Annotated in this window: 2 protein-coding genes and 1 pseudogene; 2 read left to right on the forward strand and 1 reads right to left on the reverse strand. The window is 72.3% G+C overall.

Annotated elements, in window-relative coordinates; translation table 11 throughout:
- A pseudogene (locus tag ACWDS7_RS48125) lies at positions 1 to 277 on the forward strand (hypothetical protein); the annotation flags it as partial.
- Positions 278 to 423: 146 nt separating this feature from the next.
- Here ACWDS7_RS48125 and ACWDS7_RS48130 read toward each other — a convergent pair.
- The gene (locus ACWDS7_RS48130; RefSeq protein ID WP_306857455.1) at positions 424 to 1,365 is read right to left on the reverse strand and encodes a LysR family transcriptional regulator; all 942 of its coding nucleotides are present in this window, start codon (positions 1,363 to 1,365) and stop codon (positions 424 to 426) included.
- A gap of 103 nt (positions 1,366 to 1,468) precedes the next feature.
- Between ACWDS7_RS48130 and ACWDS7_RS48135 the strand changes: the two genes are divergently transcribed.
- Positions 1,469 to 2,021, forward strand: a 553-nt coding sequence (locus tag ACWDS7_RS48135; protein ID WP_451934776.1) for a CBU_0592 family membrane protein, incomplete at its 3' end; no start/stop codon positions are given.

Genomic DNA, 2,021 nt, shown 5'->3' on the forward strand with positions numbered 1-2,021 from the left:
CGTCGTGGCCGAGGAGCAGGCCCCCGGGCCCCTGCTGGAACGGGTGAGCGACGCCCGGCGCACCGGGGCCACCATCCTGGCCCTGGACGGCGGCGACCCCGAGCTGGAAGGGCTGGCCCACGACGCGCTGACGGTCCCCGGCCAGGCCCCGATCTCCTTCGACGGGGCCCAGCACCTGATCAGCATGGCCGCGGGCGAGACCGACCGCCGTCCGGGCCTGCGTGACCGGCTGGCCCGGCTGCTGGAGCGGGTCAGCGGTCCCCACGTCACCGACTGACCGGAGCCGCCGGGCCGCACCACCGGGACCACCCTCCCCCGCATCCGGCCAGGATCGGCCGGACGCGGACGGCCAACCGGACTCAGCGGGCACGGGCTGGTCAGCGAGCGGCGGTCAGCGGGCACGAGCGGGTCGGCGACCGGCGGTCAGCGGGCGCCGTAGCGCTCGCCGAGCCGTGCGGGCAGCCCCTCGGCGGCCTCCCTGAGCGCGGCGACGACCACGGCCTGCACCGGGCCGGGCTCCCCCGACCGGGTACGGCTGACGCGGGTGACGGCGTTCAGGCGGCGGGCGCCGACGCCGGTGATGTCGGTGACCACGACCTCGCCCGCCGGGACCTCCAGCAGGGCCAGCGACGGCACGATCGCCACCCCGTGCCCCGCCGCCACCAGGGCGAGGGTGGGCGGGAACTCCTCGATCACGTGAGCCCGGTGGGGGGTGAAGCCGTGCAGGGCGGCCAGCCGCTCCAGCGCGTGCCCGCACGCCTGGTCCGGCGGTCCCGCCACCCAGGGCACACCGGCCAGTTCCGCGACGTCACGCGGGATCTCCGTCCAGCCCGGCGGCACCACGATGCGGTATTCGTCCACGTAGAGGCGGTGGGAGACGATCGAGGAGCGTGCCGGGGCGGGCTTGTCGGCGTCCTGCTCGGTGATGGCCAGATCGATGCCGCCCAGGCGGAGCTCCTCCAGGGCCGGCGGGCCGTACAGCTCGCGGATGCGGGGCCTGATCTGCGGGTGGCGCTCGGCCAGCGTGCCCAGGGCGGGCACCAGCAGGTGCTTGATGACCGTCGGGAAGGCCGCGATCGACACCGGCCCGGCCAGCAGCTCGGCGAAACGGGTCAGCTCCCGCTTCGCCTCGGCCAGCTCCTCCTCGACCCGCTCGGCGTATCCGGCGAGGACCCGCCCGGCCGGGGTGAGCGTGATCCTGCGCTGCGACCGGTCCAGGAGCGCCAGCCCGACCTCCCGCTCCAGGAGCGCGAGCTGCTGGGAGACCGCCGAGGCGGTCAGGTGCAGGGCCTCGGCCGCCCGCATGACGCCGCCGCGACGTGCGACCTCATGGAGTATCCGGAGCCGCCGGGGGTCGATGTCCATATAGCTGAGCTTACGCGGATATTAAGGAGGCTTAACTTGCCCTTCAGAGAGGCAGCCGGGGATCATTGCGGCATGCACCCCTTTTCTGACGGCATGTAATTCGATGTCCGTCTTTGTCAACGTGCTCGGCTGGATCGGCGCCGGTCTCATGCTGTACGGCTACGCCATGGTGTCCGCCTCCCGGATGGCCGGGGACGGCATGCCGTACCAGACGATCAACCTCGTCGGGGCGGTCGCCCTGATGATCAATACGGCCTACCACTCGGCCTGGCCCTCGGCGATCCTCAACGTCGTCTGGGGGGTGATCGGCCTGGCGGCCGTCACCCGGATGGCCAGGACCAGACCCAGGAAGAAGACGGTGAACACCCCATGCCCCGACGACGGGCCCGACCGGCTGCGCGCCCTCGGCGAACGGCTCCTCAAAACCGCCGACGACCTCGCCCCCGAACGGCCCGCCGACAACGAAGACCGCTTCCCCCGAATCAACTGGGAAGACGCCTTCGCCACCGACTTCACCGAAATCGACTGGCTCCCCGGCCGATTCATGGAACGCGGCCAACAGGCCGCCCTCGTCGGCGACGGCAAAGTCGGCAAGAGCATCTTCACCCTGTACTGGATCTGGTGCGCCATCACCGGCCGGTCCTGTCTCGGCGACA

Source organism: Streptosporangium sp. NPDC003464, from assembly GCF_053588315.1.

Excerpts from the sequence above, each read along its gene's own strand:
- ACWDS7_RS48130 (WP_306857455.1), bottom strand. The coding sequence starts at position 1,365 with ATGGACATCGACCCCCGGCGGCTCCGGATACTCCATGAGGTCGCACGT.